The 24,159-nt window shown below is 58.3% G+C and carries 24 protein-coding genes; 15 read left to right on the top strand and 9 right to left on the bottom strand.

The window, feature by feature from the left end:
* Nucleotides 1-411 precede the first annotated feature (411 nt).
* The 4 genes from aqpZ (at nucleotide 412) to hcr (ending at nucleotide 4,897) form a co-directional block, all read left to right on the top strand.
* Entirely contained in the window at nucleotides 412-1,107 is a 696-nt protein-coding gene (gene aqpZ, locus L2I46_RS13015) for an aquaporin Z (RefSeq protein WP_004201355.1), read from the top strand.
* Nucleotides 1,108-1,222: 115 nt separating this feature from the next.
* Complete coding sequence (locus L2I46_RS13010) at nucleotides 1,223-2,122, top strand: lysine exporter LysO family protein (protein WP_023289001.1); 900 nt, start codon at nucleotides 1,223-1,225, stop codon at nucleotides 2,120-2,122.
* Nucleotides 2,123-2,265: 143 nt separating this feature from the next.
* The gene (gene hcp, locus L2I46_RS13005; RefSeq protein WP_032455260.1) at nucleotides 2,266-3,918 is read left to right on the top strand and encodes a hydroxylamine reductase; all 1,653 of its coding nucleotides are present in this window, start codon (nucleotides 2,266-2,268) and stop codon (nucleotides 3,916-3,918) included.
* A 10-nt stretch (nucleotides 3,919-3,928) separates the two neighbouring features.
* A complete protein-coding gene (hcr, locus tag L2I46_RS13000) occupies nucleotides 3,929-4,897 on the top strand; it encodes an NADH oxidoreductase (protein ID WP_236947919.1) in 969 nt (322 codons plus the stop codon).
* Nucleotides 4,898-4,983: 86 nt separating this feature from the next.
* On the opposite strand, the gene L2I46_RS12995 is transcribed toward hcr, so the two are convergent.
* The gene (locus L2I46_RS12995) at nucleotides 4,984-5,418 is read right to left on the bottom strand and encodes a DoxX family protein (RefSeq protein WP_236947918.1); all 435 of its coding nucleotides are present in this window, start codon (nucleotides 5,416-5,418) and stop codon (nucleotides 4,984-4,986) included.
* A 151-nt stretch (nucleotides 5,419-5,569) separates the two neighbouring features.
* Here L2I46_RS12995 and poxB point away from each other — a divergent pair, with 151 nt between their 5' ends.
* The 4 genes from poxB to L2I46_RS12975 all read left to right on the top strand — a co-directional run bounded on the left by poxB (nucleotide 5,570) and on the right by L2I46_RS12975 (nucleotide 10,882).
* Nucleotides 5,570-7,288 carry a ubiquinone-dependent pyruvate dehydrogenase gene (poxB, locus tag L2I46_RS12990; RefSeq protein WP_236947917.1) on the top strand — a complete coding sequence of 573 codons (1,719 nt, stop codon included), beginning with the start codon at nucleotides 5,570-5,572 and terminating at the stop codon, nucleotides 7,286-7,288.
* Nucleotides 7,289-7,326: 38 nt separating this feature from the next.
* On the top strand, nucleotides 7,327-8,328 hold the full coding sequence (ltaE, locus tag L2I46_RS12985) for a low-specificity L-threonine aldolase (RefSeq protein WP_236947916.1): 1,002 nt from the start codon (nucleotides 7,327-7,329) through the stop codon (nucleotides 8,326-8,328).
* A gap of 10 nt (nucleotides 8,329-8,338) precedes the next feature.
* The gene (locus tag L2I46_RS12980; RefSeq protein ID WP_236947915.1) at nucleotides 8,339-9,781 is read left to right on the top strand and encodes an SDR family oxidoreductase; all 1,443 of its coding nucleotides are present in this window, start codon (nucleotides 8,339-8,341) and stop codon (nucleotides 9,779-9,781) included.
* An 87-nt stretch (nucleotides 9,782-9,868) separates the two neighbouring features.
* Nucleotides 9,869-10,882: an NAD-dependent epimerase/dehydratase family protein gene (locus L2I46_RS12975; RefSeq protein WP_065881864.1), complete on the top strand. Its 1,014-nt coding sequence runs from the start codon at nucleotides 9,869-9,871 to the stop codon at nucleotides 10,880-10,882.
* Here L2I46_RS12975 and L2I46_RS12970 read toward each other — a convergent pair.
* Both L2I46_RS12970 and L2I46_RS12965 read right to left on the bottom strand, forming a co-directional pair.
* A complete protein-coding gene (locus L2I46_RS12970; RefSeq protein WP_048297142.1) occupies nucleotides 10,879-11,709 on the bottom strand; it encodes an N-acetylmuramoyl-L-alanine amidase in 831 nt (276 codons plus the stop codon). The genes L2I46_RS12975 and L2I46_RS12970 overlap by 4 nt on opposite strands.
* A 31-nt stretch (nucleotides 11,710-11,740) precedes the next feature.
* Nucleotides 11,741-12,880 carry a GGDEF domain-containing protein gene (locus tag L2I46_RS12965; protein WP_023288993.1) on the bottom strand — a complete coding sequence of 380 codons (1,140 nt, stop codon included), beginning with the start codon at nucleotides 12,878-12,880 and terminating at the stop codon, nucleotides 11,741-11,743.
* A gap of 361 nt (nucleotides 12,881-13,241) precedes the next feature.
* On the opposite strand from L2I46_RS12965, the gene yahO reads away from it, so the two are divergent.
* From yahO to artJ, 7 genes are all read left to right on the top strand, one after another.
* Nucleotides 13,242-13,514: a DUF1471 family periplasmic protein YahO gene (gene yahO / locus L2I46_RS12960; protein WP_023288992.1), complete on the top strand. Its 273-nt coding sequence runs from the start codon at nucleotides 13,242-13,244 to the stop codon at nucleotides 13,512-13,514.
* Between the two features lie 253 nt (nucleotides 13,515-13,767).
* On the top strand, nucleotides 13,768-14,283 hold the full coding sequence (locus tag L2I46_RS12955) for a lipoprotein (RefSeq protein ID WP_023288991.1): 516 nt from the start codon (nucleotides 13,768-13,770) through the stop codon (nucleotides 14,281-14,283).
* A 226-nt stretch (nucleotides 14,284-14,509) separates the two neighbouring features.
* On the top strand, nucleotides 14,510-15,238 hold the full coding sequence (gene artP / locus L2I46_RS12950; protein WP_032455249.1) for an arginine ABC transporter ATP-binding protein ArtP: 729 nt from the start codon (nucleotides 14,510-14,512) through the stop codon (nucleotides 15,236-15,238).
* A 20-nt stretch (nucleotides 15,239-15,258) separates the two neighbouring features.
* Nucleotides 15,259-15,990, top strand: coding sequence for an arginine ABC transporter substrate-binding protein ArtI (artI, locus tag L2I46_RS12945; protein ID WP_002896390.1), 732 nt, complete (start codon nucleotides 15,259-15,261; stop codon nucleotides 15,988-15,990).
* 6 nt (nucleotides 15,991-15,996) lie between these two features.
* Nucleotides 15,997-16,713: an arginine ABC transporter permease ArtQ gene (gene artQ, locus L2I46_RS12940; RefSeq protein WP_023288989.1), complete on the top strand. Its 717-nt coding sequence runs from the start codon at nucleotides 15,997-15,999 to the stop codon at nucleotides 16,711-16,713.
* Nucleotides 16,713-17,381: an arginine ABC transporter permease ArtM gene (gene artM, locus L2I46_RS12935; protein WP_004201338.1), complete on the top strand. Its 669-nt coding sequence runs from the start codon at nucleotides 16,713-16,715 to the stop codon at nucleotides 17,379-17,381. The genes artQ and artM overlap by 1 nt, the downstream gene beginning before the upstream one ends.
* Nucleotides 17,382-17,564: 183 nt before the next feature.
* The gene (gene artJ, locus L2I46_RS12930) at nucleotides 17,565-18,296 is read left to right on the top strand and encodes an arginine ABC transporter substrate-binding protein ArtJ (RefSeq protein ID WP_032455247.1); all 732 of its coding nucleotides are present in this window, start codon (nucleotides 17,565-17,567) and stop codon (nucleotides 18,294-18,296) included.
* A gap of 83 nt (nucleotides 18,297-18,379) precedes the next feature.
* Here artJ and L2I46_RS12925 read toward each other — a convergent pair whose 3' ends face one another.
* The 6 genes from L2I46_RS12925 to potH form a co-directional block, all read right to left on the bottom strand.
* Nucleotides 18,380-19,852: a sensor histidine kinase gene (locus L2I46_RS12925; RefSeq protein WP_110211720.1), complete on the bottom strand. Its 1,473-nt coding sequence runs from the start codon at nucleotides 19,850-19,852 to the stop codon at nucleotides 18,380-18,382.
* Nucleotides 19,849-20,565, bottom strand: coding sequence for a response regulator transcription factor (locus L2I46_RS12920; RefSeq protein ID WP_023288987.1), 717 nt, complete (start codon nucleotides 20,563-20,565; stop codon nucleotides 19,849-19,851). The genes L2I46_RS12925 and L2I46_RS12920 overlap by 4 nt, the downstream gene beginning before the upstream one ends.
* Nucleotides 20,566-20,643: 78 nt before the next feature.
* The gene (gene rlmC, locus L2I46_RS12915; protein ID WP_032455246.1) at nucleotides 20,644-21,771 is read right to left on the bottom strand and encodes a 23S rRNA (uracil(747)-C(5))-methyltransferase RlmC; all 1,128 of its coding nucleotides are present in this window, start codon (nucleotides 21,769-21,771) and stop codon (nucleotides 20,644-20,646) included.
* Between the two features lie 41 nt (nucleotides 21,772-21,812).
* Nucleotides 21,813-22,301, bottom strand: coding sequence for a YbjO family protein (locus L2I46_RS12910; protein ID WP_023288985.1), 489 nt, complete (start codon nucleotides 22,299-22,301; stop codon nucleotides 21,813-21,815).
* A 57-nt stretch (nucleotides 22,302-22,358) separates the two neighbouring features.
* Complete coding sequence (gene potI, locus L2I46_RS12905) at nucleotides 22,359-23,204, bottom strand: putrescine ABC transporter permease PotI (RefSeq protein WP_023288984.1); 846 nt, start codon at nucleotides 23,202-23,204, stop codon at nucleotides 22,359-22,361.
* On the bottom strand, nucleotides 23,201-24,154 hold the full coding sequence (gene potH, locus L2I46_RS12900) for a putrescine ABC transporter permease PotH (protein WP_004201331.1): 954 nt from the start codon (nucleotides 24,152-24,154) through the stop codon (nucleotides 23,201-23,203). Before potH ends, potI begins: the two co-directional genes overlap by 4 nt.
* Nucleotides 24,155-24,159: the final 5 nt, after the last annotated feature.

Below are 24,159 nucleotides of genomic sequence, written 5' to 3'. Positions count from 1 at the left end.
CCGCTACACCACCACTCTCCTTCAGTAATCAACAGTATAGCGAGGGCGGCGGCAAGATGACACTCCGCTTAGTCACCTCGCGCATCCTATTCAGGAGGTTAAATATATTCATAAAATTACACACTTACCGCCTATTAACCGCTGTTGATTATTCATCGAACAAAATAGTTTTATTTCAGACGTTATGTTCTACACTATTGATAATCTTGGATGGATATAGGAATAGTTAAACTGGCAAAAGCAATCCCTTCACCTTGCCCTAAATCAAATAATATCAATATATTTAACTGGCTCTGGGATGGCGATTATCTCTAGAATAACGCCGCTTTATTTTTATCGTCGTCCCTTATCACGATAAATAAAGAACGGCACGGTCCGCTCGTGCGCGTAAACATTTAAATTGAGGTGGTTATGTTCAGAAAATTAGCAGCCGAATGCTTCGGCACCTTCTGGCTTGTATTTGGCGGCTGCGGTAGCGCCGTCCTTGCCGCAGCATTTCCCGAGCTGGGTATCGGTTTTGCCGGCGTGGCGCTGGCATTTGGTTTAACCGTATTAACCATGGCGTATGCGGTTGGCCATATTTCCGGCGGTCATTTCAACCCGGCGGTGACCTTAGGCCTGTGGGCCGGCGGTCGTTTCCCGGCGAAAGAGGTCATTGGCTATATTATCGCCCAGGTGGTCGGCGGAATTATTGCCGCCGCGGTGCTGTACGTGGTGGCCAGCGGTAAAGCCGGCTTTGATGCCGCCGCCAGCGGTTTTGCCTCCAACGGCTATGGCGAACACTCCCCGGGCGGCTTCTCTATGCTGTCGGCTATCGTTATTGAAATCGTACTGACCTGCGGCTTCCTGCTGGTTATCCATGGCGCTACCGACAAACACGCGCCTGCGGGCTTCGCGCCGATCGCTATCGGCCTGGCGCTGACCCTCATCCATTTGATCAGCATTCCGGTCACCAACACCTCGGTCAACCCGGCGCGCAGCACCGCGGTGGCGATTTTCCAGGGCGGTTGGGCGCTGCAGCAGCTGTGGCTGTTCTGGGTCATGCCGATCGTCGGCGGGATCCTCGGCGGCGTGCTGTACCGCACTCTGCTGGAAAAACGCGATTAATCTTTTCTAAAGCCCGGGTCCCCGGGCTTTTTCTTTCTGGCGACAGCTTTACTCTGCCCGGCTATTTGGATAGTGTCATGAGCGCTATTCTCATCATGCAAGGGTTGCATCGTTCATGTTCTCGGGACTGTTCATCATTCTGTTGCCGCTGGTCGTCGGCTATTTACTGCCTCTTCGTCACTCCTCCGCGTTAAAACTGATTAACCGGATGCTGAGCTGGATTGTCTATGTGATCCTCTTTTTTATGGGTATCAGCCTGGCGTTTCTCGACAATCTGGCCAGCAATCTGCTGGCGATATTGCATTACGCCGCGGTGAGCGTGGTCATCATTTTACTGTGTAATATTACCGCTCTGCTGTGGCTGGAAAGAAAAATGCCCTGGCGCAGTCTGCATCGTCAGGAGAAATTACCCTCGCGCCTGGCCATGGCCCTGGAATCACTCCAGCTGTGCGGTGTGGTGGTGCTCGGTTTCTTGCTTGGCCTGACCGGCCTGTCTTTTTTACAACACGCCACCGAAGCCAGCGAATATACGCTGATCTTTCTCCTGTTCCTCGTCGGTATTCAATTACGCAATAATGGAATGAGTCTGCGACAAATAGTCCTTAACCGGCGGGGAATGATCGTCGCCGTGGTGGTCACGGCCAGTTCATTACTCGGCGGCATCCTCAACGCCTTTATTCTGGATTTGCCGCTAAAGACCGGTCTGGCGATGGCCAGCGGCTTCGGCTGGTATTCACTCTCCGGTATTTTACTGACCGAATCCTTTGGCCCGGTGATCGGCAGCGCGGCGTTCTTTAACGACCTGTGCCGCGAGCTGCTGGCCATCATGTTAATTCCGGGCCTGATTCGCCGTAGCCGCTCCACGGCGCTGGGGCTGTGCGGCGCCACCTCCATGGACTTCACCTTACCGGTGCTGCAGCGTTCCGGCGGCGTGGAGATCGTCCCTGCCGCCATCGTGCACGGTTTTCTGCTGAGCCTGCTGGTCCCGATCCTGATCGCCTTTTTTGCCGCCTGAGCAGGCGCTGGCGGCAGACTTCCTGCCGCCAATTTTGCGCTAAATCAATCTCCCTTTAAGTTGTATCAGAAATACCTTTTCTCCTCACGCGCTCGGGCATAACCTTAAACATGTATATCAAATATAACTTTAAAGGTGTGACCATGTTTTGTGTGCAATGTGAACAAACCATTCGTACCCCGGCCGGCAACGGCTGCTCATACGCGCAGGGGATGTGCGGTAAAACAGCGGAAACCTCCGATCTACAGGATCTGCTGATTGCGTCACTGCAAGGCCTCTCCGCCTGGGCGCTCAAGGCCCGCGAATATGGCATTATCGACCACGACGTCGATGGCTTTGCGCCGCGCGCTTTTTTCTCTACGCTGACTAACGTTAACTTCGACTCCCCGCGTATCGTTGGCTATGCGCGCCAGGCTATCGCCATGCGTGAAGCGCTTAAAGCGCAGTGCCTGAACATTGATGCCCACGCGACGGTTAACAATCCGATGGCCGCTCTGCAACTGGCTAGCGACGATCTGGGCGACCTGCAGCGTCAGGCGGCGGAATTTACTCCGAACAAAGACAAAGCGGCCATCGGCGACAACATTCTCGGCCTGCGCCTGCTGTGCCTGTACGGCCTGAAAGGCGCTGCGGCTTATATGGAGCACGCGCACGTTCTCGGCCAGTACGACAACGACATCTACGCCCAGTACCATAAAATCATGGCATGGCTGGGTACCTGGCCTGCCGATATGAACGCGCTGCTGGAGTGCTCAATGGAGATCGGCCAGATGAACTTCAAAGTCATGAGCATTCTGGACGCCGGTGAGACCAGCAAATACGGTCATCCGACCCCAACCCAGGTCAACGTTAAAGCGACCGAGGGCAAGTGCATCCTGATCTCCGGCCATGACCTGAAAGATCTCTATAACCTGCTGGAGCAGACCGAAGGCACCGGCGTTAACGTCTATACCCACGGGGAAATGCTGCCGGCGCACGGCTATCCGGAGCTGCGTAAATTCAAACACCTGATTGGGAACTACGGCAGCGGCTGGCAGAACCAGCAGGTGGAGTTCGCCCGCTTCCCGGGCCCCATCGTCATGACCTCTAACTGCATCATCGACCCCACCGTCGGCGCCTACGACGATCGTATCTGGACCCGCAGCATCGTCGGCTGGCCGGGCGTGAACCACCTGGAAGGTGAAGACTTCGCGCCGGTTATCGCCCAGGCGCAGCAGATGGCTGGCTTCCCGTACAGTGAAATCCCGCATCTGATCACCGTCGGCTTTGGCCGTCAGACCCTGCTCGGCGCGGCGGACACACTGATCGATCTGGTCAGCCGGGAAAAACTGCGTCACATTTTCCTCGTCGGCGGCTGCGATGGCGCCCGCGGGGAACGTAACTATTTCACCGATTTCGCCACCAGCGTGCCGGACGACTGCCTGATCCTGACCCTGGCCTGCGGTAAATACCGCTTCAACAAGCTGGACTTCGGCGATATCGAAGGCCTGCCGCGTCTGGTGGATGCCGGGCAGTGCAATGACGCTTACTCGGCGATTATTCTGGCGGTCACGCTGGCGGAAAAACTGGGCTGCGGCGTCAACGATCTGCCGCTGTCGCTGGTGCTTTCCTGGTTCGAGCAGAAAGCGATCGTCATCCTGCTGACGCTGCTGTCTCTCGGCGTGAAAAACATTGTCACCGGCCCGACGGCGCCTGGCTTCTTCACTCCGGATCTGCTGGCTATCCTCAATGAGAAGTTTGGTCTGCGTTCCGTGACCACCGTGGAACAAGATATGCAGCAGCTGCTGAGCGCGTAAGGAGTCCCTGATGACCATGCCAACCTCACAATGCCCGTGGCGAATGCAGGTGCATCACATCCATCAGGAAACGCCGGATGTGTGGACCGTTTCATTGCTCTGCCATGACTATTATCCGTACCGTGCCGGGCAGTACGCCCTGGTCAGCGTGCGTCATTCGGCAGAGACCCTGCGCGCTTACACTATTTCGTCCACGCCGGGCGTCAGCGAATATATTACGTTGACCGTTCGCCGTATTGACGATGGCGCGGGCTCACAGTGGCTCACCCGCGACGTAAAGCGCGGCGACTATATCTGGCTGTCCGACGCGATGGGGGATTTCACCTGCGAGGATAAAGCGGATGATAAGTTCCTGCTGCTGGCCGCTGGCTGCGGCGTCACGCCGATCATGTCGATGCGCCGCTGGCTGGCGAAGTACCGTCCGCAGGCCGACGTGCAGGTGATCTATAGCGTTCGTTCGCCGGAGGATGTGATCTTTGCCGAAGAGTGGCGCAACTATCCGGTTACCCTGGTGGCGGAGCACCACGCGACGCACGGTTTTGTCGCCGGCCGTCTGACCCCGGAACTACTGCAGAGCGTGCCGGATATCGCCAGCCGCACCGTGATGACCTGCGGGCCAGCGCCGTATATGGAGAAAGTTGAACAGGACGTTGCCGCCCTGGGTGTTACCCGCTTCTTTAAGGAGAAGTTCTTCACCCCGGTGGCGGAGGCCGCCACCAGCGGGCTGAAATTCACCAAACTGCAGCCGGCGCGAGAATTTTACGCGCCGGTGGGCACCACCCTGATCGATGCGCTGGAGAGCAATCAGGTGCCGGTGACCGTCGCCTGCCGCGCCGGCGTCTGCGGCTGCTGCAAAACCAGAGTCGTTTCCGGGGAGTATAGCGTCACCAGCACCATGACGCTGACCGACGGCGAAATCGCCGACGGCTATGTGCTGGCCTGCTCCTGTCACCCGCTGGGCGATCTGGTTCTGGCCTGACCTTAAAAGGCCGGATGACGCTATGCTTATCCGGCCTCTGTTTCTGCTTTACGTCGTACGCAGTTGTTCCGCCTTTCGGCGCATGGCTATCGCCAGACCGACTGACCGGCCAGCGAGTAACGCCCGGCGCCCAAAAGCGCTATCGCCAGCGCGCCAACAAAAAAATAGACCAGATTCTCGATCGCCCACGCGCCCACCGCATCAAGCGCAAACGTCTTGCCGAGACCGACCATCAGCCACGCCACTACCATGGTGAAAGCCAACACCAGCGCCGCTGGGCGCGTCAGGATGCCGACAATCAACAAACAGGGGGCAACCACTTCCCCCACCAGCACACCGTAGGCGATAAACCCCGGCAACCCCTTCGCCACCAGCATCCCGCTAATGCCGTTCACGCCATCCAGCAGCTTGTGCAAACCGTGAAACAGCATTAACCCGCCGACGGCGAGTCGTAACAAGAGTTTACCGGCATCTTCATGCGACAGCGTTCTGTTTACTGTGTTTAACAATCCCTTAACCATTTGATGTGCTTCCTGTTTTACACCCTGTGAGACCCCAGAGTATGCCCAATACTTCAGCAATAAAACCAGCGAAAAATTGAGGGAAATCGGCAACGTACGCTGCAGTTTCATCTAAGCTTGAAGGCGTTATCAAAAAAAGGAGATGGAGATCATGAAACAAACCGTGGCCGCATACATTGCCAAAATGCTGGAACAGGCCGGCGTGAAACGTATCTGGGGCGTCACCGGCGATTCCCTCAATGGATTGAGCGATAGCCTGAACCGCATGGGCACCATCGACTGGATGGCCACCCGGCACGAAGAGGTCGCTGCTTTCGCCGCCGGCGCGGAGGCGCAACTGACCGGCGAACTGGCGGTCTGCGCCGGTTCCTGCGGTCCGGGTAACCTGCACCTGATCAACGGTCTGTTTGACTGTCACCGCAACCATGTCCCGGTGCTGGCGATTGCCGCCCACATCCCTTCCAGCGAGATTGGCAGCGGCTATTTCCAGGAGACCCATCCCCAGGAGCTGTTCCGCGAATGTAGCCACTACTGCGAGCTGGTCTCCACCCCGGAGCAGATCCCGCAGGTGCTGGCGGTGGCGATGCGTAAGGCGGTGATTAACCGCGGCGTATCGGTGGTGGTTCTGCCCGGCGACGTGGCGCTGAAAGCCGCCCCGGAGAGCGCCAGCAGCCACTGGTACCATGCGCCGTTGCCGACGGTCTCCCCGGCCGACGAGGAGCTGCGCAAGCTGGCGCAGCTTATCCGCTACTCCAGCAATATCGCGCTCATGTGCGGTAGCGGCTGCGCCGGCGCCCACCAGGAGCTGGTGGAGTTCGCAGCAAAAATTAAAGCCCCCATCGTCCATGCGCTGCGCGGTAAAGAGCATGTGGAGTATGACAACCCGTATGATGTGGGCATGACCGGGCTGATTGGCTTCTCTTCTGGCTTCCACACCATGATGAATGCCGACACTCTGATCCTGCTCGGCACCCAGTTCCCCTATCGCGCCTTCTATCCGACCGACGCCAAAATTATTCAGATCGACATTAACCCCGGCAGCATCGGCGCGCACAGTAAGGTTGATATGGCGCTGGTGGGCGACATCAAATCAACGTTAAAGGCGCTGCTGCCGCTGCTGGAAGAGAAAACCGATCGCCGCTTCCTCGATAAGGCGCTGGAGCACTATCGCGACGCGCGAAAAGGACTCGACGATCTGGCGAAGCCCAGCGAGAAGGCGATCCACCCGCAATATCTGGCGCAGCAGATCAGCCATTTTGCCGATGAAGACGCCATTTTCACCTGCGATGTCGGCACCCCGACCGTCTGGGCGGCACGCTATCTCAAGATGAACGGCAAACGCCGCCTGCTGGGTTCATTCAACCACGGCTCCATGGCCAACGCCATGCCGCAGGCCATTGGCGCCAAGGCCACCGCGCCGGAGCGTCAGGTGGTGGCCATGTGCGGCGACGGCGGGTTTAGCATGCTGATGGGGGATTTTCTGTCGCTGGCGCAGATGAAGCTGCCGGTGAAAATTATCATCTTTAACAACAGCGTGCTGGGTTTCGTGGCGATGGAGATGAAGGCCGGGGGCTATCTCACCGACGGCACAGAGCTGCACGACACCAACTTCGCCCGCATCGCGGAAGCCTGCGGTATTAAAGGTATTCGCGTTGAGAAAGCCGCCGAGGTGGATGAAGCGCTGCAGACCGCCTTCCGCACCGACGGTCCGGTGCTGGTCGACGTCGTGGTCGCCAAAGAGGAGCTGGCGATCCCGCCGCAGATCAAGCTGGAGCAGGCGAAAGGCTTTAGCCTGTATATGCTGCGGGCGATCATCAGCGGGCGCGGCGATGAAGTCATCGAACTGGCGAAAACCAACTGGCTCAGGTAAAACAGAAGCAATACTCTGAACCAGAACAAGGAAAAGCCGTGATCGATCTGCGCAGTGATACCGTTACCCGTCCCGGGCGCGCCATGTTGGAAGCCATGATGGCCGCCCCGGTCGGGGACGATGTGTATGGCGACGACCCTACCGTCAATGAACTTCAGCGCTACGCCGCCGACCTGGCCGGCAAAGAGGCGGCGCTGTTTCTGCCCACCGGCACCCAGGCCAACCTCGTCGGCCTGCTCAGCCACTGCCAGCGCGGCGAAGAGTATATCGTCGGCCAGGGGGCGCATAACTATCTGTACGAAGCCGGCGGGGCGGCGGTTCTCGGCAGTATTCAGCCGCAGCCGATTGACGCCGCGGCGGACGGCTCGCTGCCGCTGGATAAAGTCGCAGCGAAAATCAAACCTGACGATATCCATTTTGCCCCGACCCGCCTGCTGAGCCTGGAAAACACCCATAACGGTAAGGTGCTGCCGCGCGACTATCTCCAGGAAGCCTGGGCGTTTACCCGCCAGCGCGATCTGGCGCTGCACGTCGACGGCGCGCGCATCTTTAACGCCGTGGTCGCCTACGGCTGTGAGCTGCGCGATATCGCCCAGTACTGCGACTCCTTCACCATCTGCCTGTCAAAGGGGCTTGGCGCCCCGGTTGGCTCGCTGCTGGTCGGCAGTGAGGCGTACATTCGCCGCGCCGTTCGCTGGCGGAAAATGGTCGGCGGCGGGATGCGCCAGGCGGGCATTCTGGCCGCCGCCGGGCTGTACGCGCTGAAAAATAACGTGCAGCGCCTGCAGGAGGATCATGATAACGCCGCGTGGATGGCGGATCAGCTGCGCGCCATCGGCGCCGACGTCACCCGTCACGATACCAACATGCTGTTCGTTCGCGTCGGTGATGAACAGGCCCGGGCGCTCGGCGAGTTTATGCAGGCGCGCGGCGTGCTGATCAACGCCTCGCCCATCGTCCGTCTGGTCACTCACCTGGATGTCAATCGTCAGCAGTTGGGCGAAGTGGTCGCCCACTGGCAGGCTTTTTTACAACGCTAAGGAGTCAGGCGTGTCGCAATCGGTTTTGGTGCTCGGCGCCAGCGGCTATATTGGTCAACATTTAGTCCGCGAATTAAGCGCGCGGGGTTATCCGGTGCTGGCGGCGGCGCGCCATACCGACCGACTGCAAAAACTCGCTTTGCCCGGCGTCACCTGCCGGTCAGTCGATCTCAATCAGCCGCAGGCTCTGCCTGCGCTGCTCACAGGTATCGATACCCTTTACTATCTGGTACATGGCATGGGCGAAGGCGGCGATTTTATCGCCCATGAGCGTCGGGTGGCGACGCATGTTCGCGATGCCCTGCGCCAGACGCCGGTGCGTCAGATTATCTTTCTCAGCTCGCTGCAGGCTCCAGCACAGGAGCAGTCCGACCATCTGCGCGCTCGTCAGGTCACCGGCGATCTCCTGCGCGAGTCGGGCGTGCCGGTAACCGAGCTGCGGGCCGGAATTATCGTCGGCGCCGGCTCCGCCGCCTTCGAGGTGATGCGCGACATGGTCTATAACCTGCCGGTGCTGACCCCCCCGCGCTGGGTGCGTTCGCGTACCACCCCTGTCGCGCTGGAAAACCTGCTCGTTGACCTCGTTGAGCTACTGAATCATCCTTCCGACGCGCACCGCGTCTTCGAAGCCGCCGGTCCGGAGGTGTTAAGCTATCAGCAGCAGTTCATTCGCTTTATGGCCGTCAGCGGCAAACACCGCCCGCTCATTCCGATTCCCCTGCCGACGCGCTGGATCTCGGTGTGGTTCCTCAATGTCATCACCTCGGTGCCGCCGACCATCGCCAAAGCGCTAATTCAAGGGTTGAAGCACGATCTGATCGCCGATGACCGGGCGCTGCGGGCGCTGATCCCGCAAACGCTGGTCCCCTTCGATCAGGCGGTTCGCCGCACCCTGAAAGAAGAAGAGCAGCTGGTAAACTCCAGCGACTGGGGCTACGACGCCCAGGCTTTCGCCCGCTGGCGACCGGAGTATGGCTATTATCCGAAACAGGCAGGCTGCACCATCACCACTCAGGCGAGCCGCAAAGCCCTGTGGCAGGTCGTTAACCAAATCGGCGGTAAAGAGGGATATTTTTTCGGCAATCTGCTGTGGAAAACCCGCGGCGCGATGGATCTGCTGGTCGGCCACCGGCTGGCCAAAGGGCGACCGCAGCGCGACTATCTGCAGACCGGCGATACGGTCGACAGCTGGAAGGTGATTATCGTGGAGGAAGAAAAACAGCTCACTCTGCTGTTCGGCATGAAAGCGCCGGGACTGGGCCGGTTAAGCTTTACCATTAACGATAAAGGCGATCGTCGTGAACTGGACGTCCGCGCCTGGTGGCACCCGCACGGTATGCCGGGCCTGGTCTACTGGTTGCTGATGATCCCGGCGCACCTGTTTATTTTCCGCGGTATGGCGCAACGCATCGCCCAGTTGGCCGAACAAATCTCAGGCAGAGTCGAAGGATAAGCATTATTCTTTCATGATTCTCATTGCATAGTCGGGAGAATCACGGAAAAATGCGCACGAAATTCTTTTCTGGGACAGTAGAGTAATATGAAGGTACTGGTTACCGGTGCGACCAGCGGATTAGGCCGCAACGCAGTGGAATATCTGCGCAACAAGGGCATCAGCGTGCGAGCGACCGGGCGCAACGAAGCGATGGGTAAGCTTCTGAGCAAAATGGGGGCGGAATTCATCCCGGCAGATTTAACCGAGCTGGTCTCTTCGCAGGCTAAAGTGATGCTCGCCGGTATCGATACCCTGTGGCACTGCTCAAGTTTCACCTCGCCCTGGGGCACGCAACAGGCTTTCGATCTCGCTAACGTCCGCGCCACGCGCCGCCTCGGCGAATGGTCGGTAGCATGGGGCGTACGCAATTTCGTCCATATCTCTTCGCCCTCGCTCTATTTTGATTATCACCACCATCGCGATATTCAGGAAGATTTCCGCCCGCACCGCTTCGCCAATGAGTTTGCCCGCAGCAAGGCGGCCAGCGAAGAGGTGATCAACCTGCTGGCGCAGGCCAACCCGCACACCCGTTTTACCATTTTGCGCCCGCAGAGCCTGTTCGGGCCGCACGATAAAGTCTTTATTCCCCGGCTGGCGCAAATGATGCAGCACTACGGCAGCGTCCTGTTGCCGCGGGGCGGCAGCGCGCTGGTCGATATGACCTATTATGAAAATGCCGTCCACGCGATGTGGCTGGCGAGCCAGCCGACCTGCGATCATCTTCCCTCCGCCCGCGCGTGGAATATCAGCAATGGCGAACCGCGCACTCTGCGCAGCATCGTGCAGAAACTGATCGATGAGCTGGGCATCAAATGCCGGATCCGTTCAGTTCCCTACCCGATGCTGGATATTATCGCCCGCAGCATGGAGCGTTTTGGCGATAAAACGGCCAAAGAGCCGGCCTTTACCCACTACGGCGTCTCTAAACTTAATTTTGATTTTACGCTCGATATCACGCGCGCGCAGGATGAGCTGGGCTATCAGCCGGTGGTGACGCTGGACGACGGGATTGTGCGTACCGCCGCCTGGTTACGCGACCACGGTAAACTTCACCGCTAACCCTGGCCATATTTCTCTAACAGCGCCTCGGCTATCGCTTCGGTTTGCGCATCCGCTACGCCATCCCAGCGCTGGGGGCGGAAGTGCATCTGGAAGGCGATAATTACCCGTTTCTTCTGCGCGGGAGTCATCTCCGGCGTGACCTGATAGCCGTAGCGCGCCAGCAAATCCAGCACCACCTCAGGGTCCACTGGCTCACTGGGCGGCCGCCCGTTCAGATAAAAAGCCACCCGCTGCTCGTCCGGCCAGGCGCCAATCCCCTGCTGCGCCAGCTGTTGCCAGGGGAACAACGGCCCCGGATCGTCTTTGCGCTGCGGGGCGATATCGGCATGGGCCACCACGTTCTGCGGCGCGATGTGGTAGCGGGTGATAATATCGCGCGCCAGCGGGATCAGGGCTGCGATCTGTTCCGGGTGAAAGGGAGTAAAGCTTTTACCTCCCGCGGTCTTCTGCCAGCCGCGGTTTTCCAGTTCAATACCGATGGAAGTATCGTTGATGCGCGTGCTGCCGCGCCAGTAGCTGACACCGGCGTGCCAGGCCAGATCCTCTTCCGGCACCAGCTGCCAGATCCGCGGTTTATCATGGTGGCGCGGCGGCTGTTCAGGAATTAAATAGTGGGAACTGACCTCTTTATCGGTCAGGGTCGCCAGAGAAGTATCAAAGTTGTCTGCCGTATAGTGGATCACCAGCACTTTTATTCGCGGATAGGCCGCCTGCGCCGGATGGCGGGTGTCCAGCTGGTATCCATCGCGATCGATAATCCCTTTTTCGCCGGCACAGCCGCTTAGCAGTAACGCCAGCAGCGCGATCAGCGCAATCCGTGTCATTCTTTCATCCTTGCCCGGCAGCGTCTCTGGGTTAATAAGACCATCGATTTCGTCCTTTATTTTTCGCCTGGTACAGCGCGCTGTCCGCCCGGGCGATCAGCGTCTCCATCGGAACCGTGCCGTCGGAGGCGACGACCCCCATACTGACGGTCACCACCGAGGCCACCGCCGAAGCCTCATGGGGGATCGCCGCCTCGCTAATTTTCTGCTGAATGCGCTCGGCAATGGAGGTGGCTCGCGCTAAGGAAACCCCCGGCAGGGCGATGACAAACTCTTCGCCGCCGTAGCGGGCGACCAGATCGCCCTCTGCCCGTACCGCCATTTTAAGCACCTGGGCAACAGTCGATAAGCAATCGTCGCCAGCCTGATGGCCATAGTGGTCGTTGTAACGCTTAAAGTAATCGACGTCGATCATCATCAGCGCCAACGGCGTTTTTTGCTGCCAAATCTCCGCCAGATAGGCATTCAGCGCCCGGCGATTCGCGGTCCCGGTTAATGCATCCTGGTTGGCAATACTTTCCAGCCGCTGAATAAGCCGCATATTTTCCTGATGCGTATTCCAGGCCTCATCATACCAGCGCTTAAGAATACGCCTGCCATAGAGTAAAATCGCCGTAAAAATGCCCCACAGGATCAAAAAGCGGACCTCAGTGTGAGGGTGGATCTGTAGTCCCGCCAGCAGGGCGGTTCCCCATAGCGGAAGCAAAAAAGCGATAATGCCGGGCCAATGGTGATACAGCGCGGCGAGGCCAGTAGTCATTAATATCACCAGCAGCGGCCAGGCGAAGGGCAGTGTCCAGAAAAAGATGAAACAGTAATTACTCAGGGACCAGCACAGGCTGAGTGCCAGCTGCAGGCCGGTGATAATGCTCAACGTATAGCGCCCCTGCGCCAGGCGCGGCGTGACGGCAATAATGGCTAAAATTACCGAAATAATAATAACCGCGATCAGCGCGACTTCGACATAAGGAATAACCGCCTGGTGCGTTAACAGCTTCTTATCAAAATGAGTAAAGATAAAATTGCGGAAGAAAACCATTAACGCAAAAGCGATATTGACAAAGGCCAGCCAGGGCATACTCATGGATAGCGCATGGCGCTGGACATTATCTCTGGTGGCCCACAGCTCGGTTCGCAGCTGGCGGACGCCCTCTTGCTTATTTGTTAACATCTTATCTCCCTGGTGACCTGCATGACCATGGGCGCAGACCCTGCTTTGCTTTATGATAAACCATGTTTCCGGGAATGTCTGTCAACGCTGCCCCCCTTTCTGCCCCGGCGCCTTAAGCTGATTTTCTGCTAACGTCAGATGAAAAGGGTCTGGTCCTCTCCCTATGTGTATCCGGCAAAAAAAAGCAAGCATTATCAATGCGAAATACGTCATCTTTTCTTTAAAAAAGAGTTAACTAACCGTCATAAAATTGCAGTATTCCACTTGAAAAAAAAACGGTGTTAGTACAATCTGAAACCGCTCATTGGTGAGATAAAACAAGAGCATGATGATAGCAAGATAAACAATGGAGTCTAAAAATATGAAATATGCAGCTTTAGTGGCAGGTGCAGCATTGTTTTTAACGGCGAACGCCTTCTCTGCAGAAATTTTAACGAAAGAAGCCTTCGATAAGGTCCATACGCAATATACTAAAATCGGTACCATTTCTTCTACCGGTCAGACTGCACCCAGCGATGCCCGTGAAGAACTGATTAAAAAGGCCGATGAGAAAGGCGCAGACGTTATCGTGCTCTCTTCCGGTAATACCGATAAAAAACTGCACATCTCCGCTAACATCTATAAGAAGAAGTAATTAATCTTATATTTCAAGAAACATTATCATATTGCCCGGGTAATGTTTCTTGTTTGCCCAAAAAGTCTGTTTATTTTTAAACGGCCCCAGATTTTCCTGCCTTAATATCATACAGCGATCTTCCCTGTCGATGTCCTGCCCTAAGGCCGTAGTCACATCAAGGTCTTAGCTCTTTGCGTCAAGTACAATCCGCACGCTATACGCTATGCTTTAACGGAAACTGAAAACGTAGTTCGCTTATAAGGAAATCATCATGCGCTACAAACTTCTTGCAGCACTTCTCCCTTGCGCGCTGGCGCTCAGCGCCTGTACGACCGTCACCCCGGCCTATAAAGATAATGGCACCCGCAGCGGCCCCTGTGTCGAAGGCGGCCCTGACGACGTAGCGCAAAAATTCTACGACACCCAGCTCCAGAACCGTACGCAGGATCCGGCGGCGCTGCGCCCCTATCTCAGCGACGGCCTGGCGAAGCTACTCAATGACGCCCGTCAGGATCCGGCCAACAGCAAACTGCTGCAGGCTAACCTGTTCTCGAGCAGCAGCACCCCGGCGGACAGCGCCGTCGTCGCCAGCGCCTCAACCATCCCTAATCGCGATGCGCGCAACATTCCGCTGCGCGTGGAGCTGAAGCAGGGAACCCAGAGCTGGAAAGACGAAGTGCTGATGATCCAGGAAGGCCAGTGCTGGGCCGTCGATGACGTTCGCTATCTCGGCAACAACAGCCACGCGCCGGCCGGGACGTTGCGACAGAGTCTGGAGAAACGTTAGTTCCGGAGTTGAAGCGACGTCGCTGAAACGATAACCCCGGTAAAATGTCGGTATTCGCCCCGAGAATGCCGACATTTACTCCCCCCTCACCCACCAGGCAATATTTTGTGCTAACTTTAAAGCTAAACGTGGTTTAGATTTAACTTTTAACGCATAAATATTGCATAACTATTCTGCCAAAGGTAGTATTTGCGGCCTCAATAGCTATTCGTATCAGACTGCCCAGATGAGTATTAAACTAAACGGCATTAATTGCTTCTACGGCGCGCACCAGGCGCTGTTCGACATCACGCTGGATTGCCCGCAGGGGGAAACGCTGGTGCTGCTCGGCCCCAGCGGTGCCGGGAAGAGCTCGCTGCTGCGCGTACTCAACCTGCTGGAGATGCCGCGTTCCGGTTCATTAGCCATCGCCGGTAACCATTTCGACTTCACCAGAGCGCCGTCCGATAAAGCGATTCGCGAACTGCGGCAGAACGTCGGCATGGTCTTTCAGCAGTACAACCTGTGGCCGCACCTGACGGTACAGCAGAACCTGATCGAGGCCCCCTGTCGCGTACTGGGGTTAAGCAAGGATCAGGCGCTGGCTCGCGCAGAGAAGCTGCTGGAGCGCCTGCGTCTGAAGCCCTACAGCGATCGTTACCCGCTGCATTTATCCGGCGGTCAGCAGCAGCGTGTGGCGATCGCCCGCGCGCTGATGATGGAGCCGCAGGTTCTGCTGTTCGATGAGCCTACCGCGGCGCTCGACCCGGAAATCACCGCCCAGATCGTTAGTATCATCCGCGAGCTGGCTGAAACCGGCATCACCCAGGTTATCGTCACCCATGAAGTTGAAGTGGCGCGCAAGACGGCCAGCCGGGTGGTGTATATGGAAAATGGCCATATCGTCGAGCAAGGGGATGCCTCCTGCTTCACGCATCCGCAAACTGACGCGTTTAAAAACTATCTTTCACACTGATGTTTTTCGGGGAAATGACGATGAAAAAAGTACTGATTGCCGCCCTGCTCGCAGGCATGAGCCTCTCCGCTTCCGCCGCGCAAACCATTCGTTTCGCCACCGAGGCCTCCTACCCTCCGTTTGAGCTGGTGGATGCCAACAACCAGATCGTCGGTTTCGATGTGGATCTGGCTAACGCGCTGTGTAAAGAGATCGACGCCACCTGTACCTTTACCAACCAGGCCTTTGACAGCCTGATCCCGGGCCTGAAATTCCGCCGTTTCGACGCGGTCATGGCCGGGATGGACATCACGCCTGAGCGTGAAAAGCAGGTCCTGTTCTCCACCCCGTATTATGACAACTCGGCGCTGTTCGTCGGTCAGCAGGGCAAGTTCACCAGCATTGACCAGCTGAAGGGCAAAAAAGTGGGCGTACAGAACGGCACCACCCACCAGAAATTTATCACGGATAAACATCCGGAAATCACCACCGTGCCTTACGACAGCTACCAGAATGCGAAGCTGGATCTGCAGAACGGTCGTATTGACGCGGTCTTCGGTGATACCGCCGTGGTCACCGAATGGCTGAAGAGCAATCCGAAGCTGGCGGCCGTGGGCGATAAAGTGACCGACAAAGCCTATTTCGGCACCGGGCTGGGCATTGCCGTGCGTCAGGGCAACACCGACCTGCAGCAGAAATTTAACGCTGCGCTGGAAAAAGTGAAGAAAGACGGCACTTACCAGACCATCTATAACAAATGGTTCCAGAAGTAAGACTGAATGAACGAAATTTTTCCATTAGCAAGCGCCGCCGGGATGACCGTCGGCCTTGCCGTTTGCGCGCTCGCCATCGGCCTCGTCCTGGCGATGCTCTTCGCGGTACTGGAGTCAGTGAAATGGCGCCCGGTAGCCTGGCTTGCAACCGGCATTGTGACCATTCTGCGCGGCCTACCGGAAATTCTGGTGGTGCTGTTTATCTATTTCGGCTCGTCCCAGCTGCTGCTGACGCTCTCTGACGGTTTCACCATCCCGCTCGGGTTCACGCAGATCCCGGTGCAGATGCAGATTGAGAACTTTGACGTCAGTCCGTTCCTCTGCGGGGCGATCGCCCTGTCGCTGCTGTATGCCGCCTACGCCTCGCAAACGCTGCGCGGCGCGCTGAAAGCCGTTCCGCAGGGTCAGTGGGAGTCCGGCCAGGCGCTGGGGCTGTCGAAAGCGGCCATTTTCTTCCGCCTGGTGATGCCGCAGATGTGGCGCCATGCCCTGCCCGGTCTCGGCAACCAGTGGCTGGTGCTGCTGAAGGACACCGCGCTGGTGAGCCTGATCAGCGTCAACGATCTGATGCTGCAGACCAAAAGCATCGCCACCCGCACTCAGGAGCCCTTTAACTGGTATATCATTGCCGCAGCAATCTATCTCGTCATCACCCTGTTGAGTCAATACATCCTTAAGCGGATTGACCAGCGTGCGACGCGCTTCGAACGGAGACCAGGCTGATGCTCGACTACTTACCCGAACTGCTGAAAGGCCTGCATACCAGCCTGACGCTGACCGTGGCGTCGATTATCGTGGCGCTGATCCTGTCGCTGATCTTTACCATTATCCTGACGCTGAAGACGCCGGGGCTGGTGTGGATAGTGCGCGGCTACATCACCCTGTTTACCGGTACGCCACTGCTGGTGCAGATCTTCCTGATCTACTATGGCCCCGGGCAGTTTCCTTCGCTGCAGGAATATCCATGGCTGTGGCATCTTATCTCCGAGCCGTGGCTGTGCGCCCTGATCGCCCTGTCGCTTAACAGCGCCGCCTATACCACCCAGCTGTTTTACGGCGCCATCCGGGCGATCCCCGACGGGCAATGGCAGTCGTGCAGCGCGCTGGGGATGAGTAAAAAGGATACCCTGGCGATCCTGCTGCCGTACGCCTTTAAACGCGCGCTGTCGTCCTACTCCAACGAAGTGGTGCTGGTATTCAAAAGTACCTCTCTGGCCTACACCATCACCCTGATGGAAGTGATGGGTCACGGCCAGCTGCTGTACGGACGGACCTACGACGTGATGGTGTTCGGCGCCGCCGGGATTATTTATCTCATCGTCAACGGGTTGCTGACCCTGTTGATGCGCCTGGTGGAGCGCAAAGCGCTAGCTTTCGAACGACGTAACTAGCGCCTGGCGTATTTGCATAATAAGCGAACAACAAGACGGACAAGTCTAATACCTGTCCGTCTTTTTTTATATCAAATAAAATAGTTAATCATTTTTATTGAATACAAATTCATTTAATGGCATTGTCACCCTATGCCGCAGACACGGCGAATAATCATAAGATTGACAGACGGGAGTTCCACGATGAAAAAGTTAGTTCTGGCTGCACTGCTCACCACGTTCACCTTCGGCGCCGCCGCCGCGGAGAAAATCAGCTTCGGCGTGTCCGCGACCTATCCGCCGTTTGAATCGATGGACGCGAATAACCAGATTGTCGGCTTTGATATCGATCTGGCCCATGCGCTGTGCAAACAAATGCAGGCAGACTGCACCTTTACCAACCACGCGTTTGACAGCCTGATCCCGGCGCTGAAGTTTAAGAAGTATGACGCGGTGATTTCCGGAATGGATATTACGCCGGAACGCAGCAAGCAGGTGGCCTTCACCGACCCGTACTACGCCAACTCCGCGCTGGTGATCGCCAAAAAAGACGCGTTCCACTCGTTCGATGATTTGAAAGGCAAACGGATCGGCATGGAAAACGGCACCACCCACCAGAAATATCTGCAGGATAAACATCCTGAGGTGAAGACCGTCGCCTATGACAGCTACCAGAACGCGATTATCGACCTGAAAAATGGCCGTATCGACGGCGTGTTCGGCGACACGGCGGTGGTCAACGAGTGGCTGAAAACCAACCCGCAGCTGGGGGCAGCCACGCCGAAAGTAACCGATCCGCAATACTTTGGCACCGGCCTTGGGATTGCCGTGCGCCCGGATAACAAGGCGCTGCTGGAGAAACTGAACGCCGCGCTGAAGGCGATTAAAGCCGACGGTACCTACCAGAAAATCAGCAACCAGTGGTTCCCGGAGTAACTTTTTTGCCGGGTGGCGCTGCGCTTACCCGGCCTGCTCCGTCCCCGTAGCCGGGTAAGGCGTAGCCGCCACCCGGCAATTTCTCAAAGTGGCACGAAGAACCTGAACCGCGCCCCGCTTACCGATTCCACCAGCCGGATCCCGCCCCCGTGCAGCTCCAGCATCCGTTTCACAATCAGCAGCCCTAACCCACCGCGATCCTCCCGCGACGCCTGGGTAGACAACGCCGACGGCCGCTGGAACAGATCATCGCGCAGCGCGGCATCGACGCCCGTTCCGTTGTCTGCCACTTCAACCTGGAGCTGTTGATTCTCCTGCCAGACCGCCAGACGGATCTCCCCGCCGACGGGAGTATGCCGCATCGCGTTATCGAGCAGGTTGGTCACCACCCTCTCAATCATCGACACATCGGCGTTGATCAGCGGCAACGGCCCCGGCACATCAATTTGCAGGTTCACCTCGCGCGTGCGGGCGGTGAGTTCAAACTTCTGCGCCACGTCGGAAATCAGCTCCGCCATCGCGAAACGCTCGCGCTGCGGCTTAATGCCCCCGTGCTCCAGTCGCGCCAGCTCAAACAGCTGCTGTGAAAGATGGCGCACCTTGTTGCCCTGGCGCAGGGCGATGGTGAGATACTGCCTGCGCTCCTCGGCGGTCAGCCTTTCGTCCTTCAGGGTCAGCGTTTCCAGATACCCCAGCAGCGAAGTCAGCGGTGTGCGCAAATCGTGGGAAATATTGGCCACAAATTCGCGGCGCTGGCGGTCGCTGTCGGCCAGCCGATCCCACTGACCGGCTATCTGCCGGGCAAGGTCAATAAAGCGGTTCTCAAGAACCGCTACCTCATTACCGGGCTGTGGCTCCGGCGTGCGGGCCGCCAGGGTTTTGATGGCGCTGATGCTGTCCCGATCGTTCGCCGCCACCTGGGCGGTGAGCTGGCGGACAGGCCGGGTAACCCAGAACCATGCCAGGCCTCCCGCCAGCAGACCAAACAGGGCCACCAGCAGCAGGGTCCACAGAACAATGCTCCACAGCGTTTTTTGCCAGGCGTCGGCCGCCAGCTGATTAAAGGTCTCCCCCTGCAAAATGATATACAGGTAGCCGCGAAGCTGGCCGTCGACGCGCAGCGGGGCGGCGCTGAAGACTTTTCGCCCGTCGAGGCTGCGGGGATCGTCGCCATACACCGGCGACGTACTGCCGGTGAGAAAAACCTGTACCGGCGCCATGTCGATCCGCTGGCGCTGGATATGGCCCGGCGGCGCCGCATCGGCCAGCAGGTCGCCATCCGGCGACAGCAGATAGAGCTCCACGCTGGGATTAAAGGTCATCAGGCGGTCAAACAGCGACTTCAGGGTTTGCCGGTTGACCTCGCCGTGGGCATCCAACAGCGGTTCGCGGGCCACAATTTGCTGAGCCAGCCCGGCGGAGAGGCGTTGCACCATGGCGTTGCCATACTGCGCGCTGCTGTGTAACTGAACGGCGCACACCGCCGCCGCGCACAGCATCAGCAGGGAGACCACCACCAGCGCCAGCCGCTGGCTGAGGCTCAGTCGGCGGATCACGGGGCGGCCTCCTGGGTCACCGGGGCGAACTTATAGCCTTTTCCCCAGACGGTCAGAATGATGTCCGGCTCGGCCGGGTCACGTTCGATTTTACTGCGCAGGCGGTTGATATGGGTATTGACCGTGTGCTCATAGCCCTCATGCTGATATCCCCAGACCTGCTCCAGCAGCGCCAGCCGGGAAAACACCTCCCCGGGATGGCGGGCAAAGTAATACAGCAGCTCGAATTCGCGCGGCGTGAGGTCCACCATCTCGCCGCGCAGCCTCACTTCGCGGGACAGCGGATCGATGCTCAGACCATGGCAGGACAGGCGCCCGGCGTCCATCAGCAGGTTCTGCCCCATCGCCTCCTGGCGACGAAACAGCGCTTTAACGCGGGCGATAAGTTCCAGTAACGAAAAGGGTTTCGCCAGATAGTCGTCGGCGCCCATCTCCAGGCCCAGCACACGGTGCATTTCGCTGGTGCGAGCGCTGATGATGATCACCGGCAGATAGCGGGTCATCTGGCGGATGCGCCGGCAGATCTCCAGGCCATCGACGCCGGGCAGCATCAAATCGAGGATCACCGCATCCCAGACCCGCGTTTCCAGTCGGGCGAGGGCCTGGCCGCCATCGGCCTCATGCACAATCTGATAGCCCTCATCCTGCAGATTGAGCCGCAGCAGCGTGGCTATATCCTCATCATCTTCCACCAGCAGAATGGTTTTGGCCATTAGATTCCCCCCACCAATAACAAAACATGCTGCGTCAAGCTTACCCGATTTCGGCGGCGCAAAGCCTTCACATTTTGTTTAAACTTCGCGGACCAGCAGGGTCAGCACTTCGTAGTGGGCGGTATGAGGGAACATATCAAACAGCTGGACCCGCTCGACGCGATAGCCGCTAAGACGGGCAATGTCGGTCGCCATGGTGCGGGCGTTACAGCTGGAATAGATAATGTAGGGCGGCGCCATGCGGCTTAAATAGTCGCACAGTTCAGGGCCAATGCCGCGTCGCGGCGGGTTGACCAGCACCAGCTGCGGGATATCCGCTTCATGCGTGGCGAACCGCGTGGAGTCCAGCGCCTGAAAATGCAGATTGCCGAGCCCCAGCTGCGCGGCAGACTGCCTGGCGCAGGCGATCGCTTCCGGGGCAATCTCTATCCCGGTCAGGCGCATCGCCGGCGTCGCGCAGTGCAGGCCAAAACCGCCGACGCCGCAAAACAGATCCCACATATGCTGGACCGGCAGCGCGCGCACCCAGTCGCGGGCGGTGGCGTACAGCCGGCTGGCTACCGTCGGGTTAGTCTGAAAGAAGCTTTGCGGACGGATCCACAGCGGCACCTCATTAAAGACCTCGCCCAGCGCCTGCTGTTCGGTGAAGAAGATCTCCTGCTCGCCTTCCATGATTGCCATATGCACAGGCTGGATATTCGCCGTGATCACCTTGAGCTGCGGGAGCTGTGCCTGCAGCCAGGGCAGCGCTGCGCGCAGCTGGGCCACCTTGGCCTCTGAGCGCAGCACAAAGCGCAGCATCATCTCCCCCTGCTGGCTGGCGGTCAGCAGCAGATATTTCAGCTCCCCGCGCTTGCGCGCGACGTTGTAGGGAGTTAACCCGGCGCGGGCGATAAAGGGCTTCAGGCCGGCAAACACCGGCGCAAACTCGGCGGGATAGAGCGGGCAGTCGGTGAGGTCCACCGGGGTGCCATCGCGGTGCAGCATCCCCAGCAGCGGACGCTCCACGCTGCCGCTGACCACCATTTTGGCCTTGTTACGGAAAGCCGCCTCCGGCCCGCTGACCGGCTCGCCCCAGTCGGCGACGGGGATTGCCGCCAGCAGCGTGCGCAGGTCGGCCATTTTATCGGCGAGCTGTTGCGGAACCGACCGTTCCAGCCATTGACAGGAACGGCAGCGGCCGGCGTCGTAGAGTGCGCAATGCATAATTGACCTTCAAAATTCCAGGGGCGGGGATTGTATCACCGTTATTGCAGGCGGAAAAACCGACGGCAGGTCGCTGGCACAAACAGCAGCGTCAGGACCAGTAGATCCGGCAGTTTTTGCATCACCAGCGAGTGGAAGATCTCCCGTTTGGATTCGCCGGGAATACTGAACAGCTCCGGATACCCGTAGCCCAGCGACGCCGCCCACAGGTAGCCGGCGGCTATCATCTGCGTCAGCAGATAGACCCAGCGCGCCCAGTTGCGCCCTTTCACCAGCGAGAAGGCGCACCAGATTTCGATAAACACCAGCGCCAGGCTGCCGAGGAAGACCAGCGTCAGGTTCCAGGTCTGGACGCTACGGTGTATGAATTCGTTCAGCCCCTGCAGGCCCAACAAATTGAGGATCATCAGCAGATCCAGACCGCGAATCAAAATAATCGCAAAGGCCGCCACCTGCACCAGCGCAGGGACGTTAAGGCGGGCATGCGATGAGCGAGTTTTCGTAAACAATCCCAACGTAATGTCTTCCATGAAAACGGCGCCACAGAGTGGCGCCGACCGGAGGCTGCTGTACCGATTTTAGGTGGTTCAGCCTTGTCTTGCACGCTGGATATCGCGCACTCGCTGCTTTTCTGCGCGGGCCATCAAATACCAGGCGATAAAACCAACAACGCCGACCACGCCGAGGATGAGCGTCGCCAGGGCGTTAATCTCCGGGTTGACCCCCATGCGCACGCTGGAGAAGACCAGCATCGGCAAGGTCGTGGCCCCGGGACCGGAGACAAAGCTGGCGATCACCAGGTCATCCAGCGACAGCGTGAAGGCCAGCAGCCAGCCGGAGATCACCGCTGGCATAATCATCGGCAGCGTGATGACGAAGAAGACCTTCAGCGGCGCGGCGCCAAGATCCATCGCCGCCTCTTCGATCGAGTGGTCCAGCTCACGCAGGCGCGAGGAGATCACCACCGCCACGTAGGCGGTACAGAAGGTGACGTGCGCCAGCCAGATGGTCAGCATCCCGCGATCCGACGGCCAGCCGATGGCATGTCCCAGCGCCACGAACAGCAGCAGCAGCGAGAGCCCGGTGATCACGTCCGGCATGACCAGCGGCGCGGTGATCATAAACGCGAAGCCGTTGGAGCCGCGAAAACGTCCAAAGCGCACCATCACCACCGCGGCGATGGTGCCAAGGATCGCCGCCGCCGTCGCCGCGCAGGCGGCGATAGTCAGGCTGAGCCCCACCGCGCTCATCATCGCGTCATCGTGGAACAGCTCGCTATACCAGCGCGTTGACCACCCGGCCCAGACCGTCACCAGCTTTGAGCTATTGAAGGAGTAGATCACCAGCATCAGCATCGGGGCATAGAGGAAGGTGAACCCGAGCACGAGGATCAGAATGCGCCACGGCGAGCGTACTACCGGCAAGTCGTTCATCCCTGCTCTCCCATCTGTTTTTGCTGGTGCTTATGGAACCACATGATCGGCACGATCAGCAGCAGCAGCATGACAATCGCCACCGCCGAAGCCACCGGCCAGTCACGGTTGTTAAAGAACTCCTGCCACAGCACGCGGCCAATCATAATGCTGTCCGGCCCGCCCAGCAGCTCCGGGATCACGAACTCCCCCACCGCCGGGATAAACACCAGCATGGAGCCAGCGATAATCCCCCCTTTGGTGAGCGGAACGATCACCTGAAAGAAGGTCTTCAGCGGCCGGGCGCCGAGATCCAGCGAGGCCTCCACCAGCGAATAGTCGATGCGGGTCAGCGCGGTGTAGATAGGCAGCACCATAAACGGCAGATAGGCATAGACGATACCGATATATACCGCCAGGTTGGTGTGCAGGATCTCCAGCGGCTGATCGATAACCCCTAGCCACAGCAGGAAGTTATTCAACACCCCGTTGCTTTTCAGCAGTCCCATCCAGGCATAGACGCGGATCAAAAACGACGTCCACGACGGGAGGATCACCAGCAACAGCAGAATATTGCGCGTCGACGGCTTGCTGTGCGCCACCGCCCAGGCCAGCGGATAGCCCAGCAGCAGGCAGCAGAGCGTCGAGATGCCCGCCACCTGCAGCGACTGCAGATAAGCCTCAAAATAGAGCGGATCGTCGGTCAGCTGCAGGAAGTTGGCAAAGTTAAGGGTCAGCGTCAGCTGACCATCCGCCCACTCCATCAGATCGGTGTAGGGAGGGATCGCCCGCGCCATCTCGGCAAGACTTATCTTGAACACGATCAGGAACGGCAGCATAAACAACAGGATCAGCCACAGATAGGGCAGCGCGATCACCAGCTTGCGGCCATGCGCCATCTGCAGGCGCGCCGCCCACAGCGCGAAGCCGCCCGGTTTTTTCGCCCCTGACGGGGATTCAACGGTACTCATCGCCC

Origin of the sequence: Klebsiella sp. 2019SCSN059, from assembly GCF_021739525.1 — a bacterium.
In the GTDB taxonomy this organism is placed as follows: Bacteria; Pseudomonadota; Gammaproteobacteria; order Enterobacterales; family Enterobacteriaceae; genus Klebsiella; species Klebsiella quasipneumoniae.
The sequence above is the reverse complement of the archived record's forward strand: the minus strand, read 5'-3'. Positions and strand labels throughout refer to the sequence as shown.

Excerpts from the sequence above, each read along its gene's own strand:
- yahO (WP_023288992.1), top strand. The coding sequence starts at position 13,242 with ATGAAATATGCAGCTTTAGTGGCAGGTGCAGCATTGTTTTTAACGGCG.
- L2I46_RS12955 (WP_023288991.1), top strand. The coding sequence starts at position 13,768 with ATGCGCTACAAACTTCTTGCAGCACTTCTCCCTTGCGCGCTGGCGCTC.
- L2I46_RS13010 (WP_023289001.1), top strand. The coding sequence starts at position 1,223 with ATGTTCTCGGGACTGTTCATCATTCTGTTGCCGCTGGTCGTCGGCTAT.
- artJ (WP_032455247.1), top strand. The coding sequence starts at position 17,565 with ATGAAAAAGTTAGTTCTGGCTGCACTGCTCACCACGTTCACCTTCGGC.
- L2I46_RS12975 (WP_065881864.1), top strand. The coding sequence starts at position 9,869 with ATGAAGGTACTGGTTACCGGTGCGACCAGCGGATTAGGCCGCAACGCA.
- L2I46_RS12995 (WP_236947918.1), bottom strand. The coding sequence starts at position 5,418 with ATGGTTAAGGGATTGTTAAACACAGTAAACAGAACGCTGTCGCATGAA.
- artQ (WP_023288989.1), top strand. The coding sequence starts at position 15,997 with ATGAACGAAATTTTTCCATTAGCAAGCGCCGCCGGGATGACCGTCGGC.
- potI (WP_023288984.1), bottom strand. The coding sequence starts at position 23,204 with ATGAACGACTTGCCGGTAGTACGCTCGCCGTGGCGCATTCTGATCCTC.
- L2I46_RS12920 (WP_023288987.1), bottom strand. The coding sequence starts at position 20,565 with ATGGCCAAAACCATTCTGCTGGTGGAAGATGATGAGGATATAGCCACG.
- rlmC (WP_032455246.1), bottom strand. The coding sequence starts at position 21,771 with ATGCATTGCGCACTCTACGACGCCGGCCGCTGCCGTTCCTGTCAATGG.
- artP (WP_032455249.1), top strand. The coding sequence starts at position 14,510 with ATGAGTATTAAACTAAACGGCATTAATTGCTTCTACGGCGCGCACCAG.
- artM (WP_004201338.1), top strand. The coding sequence starts at position 16,713 with ATGCTCGACTACTTACCCGAACTGCTGAAAGGCCTGCATACCAGCCTG.
- L2I46_RS12910 (WP_023288985.1), bottom strand. The coding sequence starts at position 22,301 with ATGGAAGACATTACGTTGGGATTGTTTACGAAAACTCGCTCATCGCAT.
- aqpZ (WP_004201355.1), top strand. The coding sequence starts at position 412 with ATGTTCAGAAAATTAGCAGCCGAATGCTTCGGCACCTTCTGGCTTGTA.
- L2I46_RS12970 (WP_048297142.1), bottom strand. The coding sequence starts at position 11,709 with ATGACACGGATTGCGCTGATCGCGCTGCTGGCGTTACTGCTAAGCGGC.
- poxB (WP_236947917.1), top strand. The coding sequence starts at position 5,570 with ATGAAACAAACCGTGGCCGCATACATTGCCAAAATGCTGGAACAGGCC.
- artI (WP_002896390.1), top strand. The coding sequence starts at position 15,259 with ATGAAAAAAGTACTGATTGCCGCCCTGCTCGCAGGCATGAGCCTCTCC.
- L2I46_RS12965 (WP_023288993.1), bottom strand. The coding sequence starts at position 12,880 with ATGTTAACAAATAAGCAAGAGGGCGTCCGCCAGCTGCGAACCGAGCTG.
- hcp (WP_032455260.1), top strand. The coding sequence starts at position 2,266 with ATGTTTTGTGTGCAATGTGAACAAACCATTCGTACCCCGGCCGGCAAC.
- hcr (WP_236947919.1), top strand. The coding sequence starts at position 3,929 with ATGACCATGCCAACCTCACAATGCCCGTGGCGAATGCAGGTGCATCAC.
- potH (WP_004201331.1), bottom strand. The coding sequence starts at position 24,154 with ATGAGTACCGTTGAATCCCCGTCAGGGGCGAAAAAACCGGGCGGCTTC.